Source organism: Rudaea sp. (assembly GCF_036383415.1).
Lineage (GTDB): Bacteria > Pseudomonadota > Gammaproteobacteria > Xanthomonadales > Rhodanobacteraceae > Rudaea.
This window is the reverse complement of record NZ_DASVOK010000331.1, coordinates 1-2,881: the sequence shown is the minus strand read 5'-3', so window position 1 is coordinate 2,881 and position 2,881 is coordinate 1. Positions and strand designations below refer to the sequence as shown.

The 2,881-nt window shown below is 63.7% G+C and carries 2 protein-coding genes; both read right to left on the bottom strand.

Features of this window, described 5'->3' with window-relative positions; all coding sequences use genetic code 11:
- On the bottom strand, positions 1-1,928 hold a 1,928-nt coding region (locus VF497_RS12465), incomplete at its 3' end, for a glycosyl hydrolase family 95 catalytic domain-containing protein (protein ID WP_330889167.1).
- 25 nt (positions 1,929-1,953) lie between these two features.
- On the bottom strand, positions 1,954-2,881 hold a 928-nt coding region (locus VF497_RS12460; protein WP_330889165.1), incomplete at its 5' end, for an MFS transporter.

Sequence of the window (2,881 nt, the reverse complement as noted above, 5' to 3'; positions counted from 1 at the left end):
GCGGACTTCGCATCGCCGAGCTGCGAGGCGTGCACGGCGAGCATCACCATCATCATCTCGTTCGGATCGTCGCCGTGCACCTTCAGCTCGTGCAACTGGAAGTCGTAGATGTTCTTGCGTACTTCGGGCGACATCGGCAGGTCGAGGTTCGGATACGACAGCCACGACAGCGAGGAACCCATCCAGGTGATCTTGTCGTGCGGCACGGTTTCGTCGAAGTCGAGATGGCGTTGGTTCTTCTCGTCGAACGGGATGTACATCTTTTTCGAGATTTCCGTCCAGGCCGGATCGGCCTTCTCGCCGACGAGCGCGGCGGCCTTGATCGCGATCTCGAGCGCCTTGCGCGCGGCGCCGTTGGTGAACGAGTCGTTCGGTACGTCGTTGTAGGCCTCGTCGGGCGAGGTGACGTGGTGGATCTCGTAGCGGTCGTGTGCCTTGTCGTAGCTCACGCGGCTCTTCCAGAACTCGGCGATCTCGCGGATCACCGGCCAGCCGCTGTCCTTGAGCCATTTCTTGTCGCCGCTGGCGAGCCAGTACTGCCATTGCGCGATCGCGATATCGGCATTGACATGAATTTCGCGGTAGACCTCCCAGGCGAAGTGCGGCGTGTTGTCGACACCGGTTTCCGGATCGGATTCCCACGGATACATCGTGCCCTTCGCATCGAACTGCTTGGCGCGCTCGCGTGCGGGCTGCATCGTGCGGTGGCGGAAATCGACGATCGGTTTGGCGCGCTCCGGGTGCAGAAGCAGCAGCGTCGGGAACACCCACGAATCCGAATCCCAGAACGCATGGCCGGCATAGTTTGGCGTCAGCGCGCAGGCGCCCATCGGCCAGGCCGTGCCGACCGTGGTGTTCGACAGCAGGTAGTAGAGGTCGGAGTGGATCGCCTTCTGCACATTGGCGTCGCCGTCGACGACGATGTCGGATTTCCACAGTTCGTGCCACGCGACCTGGTGCGCGGCGAGCACCTTGTCGAAACCGGTCGCACGGGCCTTCCTGGCCAGGTCGAGCGTGACCTTCGCGTCGCCACCCCATTGTTCGCGCGACATCGCGATGTATTTCGTGAATGTGTACGTCTTGCCTTTCTGCACTTTCGCCGTGAGGTTCAGCGACAGCTTCACGTCGCTCTTCTCGAGCTTCGTGTCGACGACGGCGAGATCTTTCGGCAGCGAGATTGCGGCGGCTTCGGCCATTGTCAGGCCTTCCTCGGCGCGGCCGTCGAGCCAAAGCGTCAGATCCTTGGTATCGCCATCGGCGCCCGACACGCGCGTCACCCCGTGGTACCAGACCGCGGTGCGATCAGAGTAGGGGATCGGCTTGTTGTCGAGTGTCTGTCCGCTCGCGATGACCGAGGCGATCATCTGGTCGCCGGTCAGCTTGCCGATCGGCAGACGCGGCGCGTATTCGGTCCACAGGCGGATCGGGAAGACGATCTGCACTTCGCCGTCGAACTGCGGCGTGATCGAAAGCTGCGTCGCGGCCAGATGCTGCGCGGCCTGGCTGACGAAGGTCGTCACCTTCACGTCGGTGGCCTTGTTCGCGTAGACGAAGCGGTAGCTCGTCGTCAGCGTGGCGTCGTGCATGTCCAGCGTCTGCGCGTAGTCGGTGAAGATATGCGGCGCGACGCGCGTCGAGTTGAGCCAGCCGCCGCCGGGGTTGTAGTCGATCTCGCTCCAGCCGGGAATCGCCGCGGGGCGCGAGATGTCGTCCTGCTTGTAGTCCATGAACGCGACCATGTAGGCCATGTTCGGCTCGGTGCCGCGCACGCTGGTCATCGTCGAGAACCAGCCGTTGGCGAGGTAGCTCGGGAAGTAGGTGTCGAAGTCTTTCGAGGTGCCGGTCAGCGTGAAGCTCGGATCGGTGGCGGCAAAAGCGGGGGCGGCGAGCAGGGAGAGGCAGGCAAGGGCGAGGTTGCGGTACTTCATGATGTGTTCCAGATTGCAAAGGCCGTTATTTCGTCGCGAGCTTGATCGTGGTCGGCCCGCCGACGCCCGCGCGATCCGTCTCGCGCTTGAAGAAGAACAGCGTGATCAGGATCAAGCTCATCGGCACGAGCGAAAAGTAGAAGGCGTGGATGCCGTCGAAGGCGGAGAACACGATCGCGGTAATGCGCGAGCCGATCGTGCCGCCGAGCGCGGAGAAGATGACGATGAGGCCGGTCATCGCCGCGTGGGCGGGCTTCGGCAACGACGACAGCGCGACCGAGTTGATGACCGGATAGATCGGCGCCATGAGCAGGCCGATCAGCGGAATCAGATAGGCGGCGATCGGCGCATTGAACCAGCCGACGTCGGCCCGCTCGACCACGCCGCGCGCGAGCGGCAGCACGAGCACGACGAGCACGCCCATGCCGACCACGCAGATGTTGAGCAGCACGTACCACGGTACGCGGCGCAGCACCTGGCCCGCGGCGAGGCGACCGAGTGCGGTCGTGCCGGCGAGGATGGTCGCCACCTGGATGCTCATCGCGTGCGGCAGCTTGAGGATCTCGTTGTTGAACGTCGGCAGCCAGGTGCTGAAGCTCTGTTCGATCAGCACGTAGAGGAAGGCCGAGATCAGGAACACGTAGACGAGCGGACGCAGGAACAGGCGGAACATCTCCGCGAGCGAGCCCCTGAAACTGTTGGTGCGCTCGCTGTGCGCGGCGGATTCGTCGAGCGTCGAGGTCGCCAGCAGGACGATGATCAGCGCGCAGATCGCGGCCAGCACCCAGTAGACGTTGAACCAGACCGGATTGGCCGGGTTCGCATCGTCGATGAAGGCGCTGAACAGCCAGCCGCAGACGAGCACGCCGATCATGAACTGCGCCTCGATCGTGTTGGTCAGGCGCGAGTGTTCGGCCGGGTCGTGCGTGAGCAGGCCGATCGACGAATACACC